The following is a 242-nucleotide window of genomic DNA, read 5'->3' as shown; positions in this document are numbered from 1 at the left end:
GTCATGATCGAGCTGGCATTAAAGGCAGCACTTGAACGCCTGACCGGGCTGGATGTTTATCCTCTGCTTCTGCCCGATGAACTGCAGGAGGGGATTACTTACCAGTGTATCTCCGATCCGGAACTGTACGCCGGACTGTTGCGCACAGGGCTGATTGCGGGGCGCTTCCAGATAGCGATTCATCTGCTTAATGACTACACCCGCCTGTTACAGCTGGATAAGAAAATCAGCGCGGAATGGAC

Annotated in this window: 1 pseudogene; it reads left to right on the top strand. The window is 53.7% G+C overall.

Features of this window, described 5'->3' with window-relative positions:
- Positions 1-3 precede the first annotated feature (3 nt).
- A pseudogene (locus tag OGV77_RS24795) lies at positions 4-242 on the top strand (hypothetical protein); the annotation flags it as partial.

This window comes from Citrobacter sp. Ce129 (assembly GCF_030334545.1).
GTDB lineage: Bacteria > Pseudomonadota > Gammaproteobacteria > Enterobacterales > Enterobacteriaceae > Citrobacter > Citrobacter europaeus.
The sequence above is the reverse complement of the archived record's forward strand: the minus strand, read 5'-3'. Positions and strand labels throughout refer to the sequence as shown.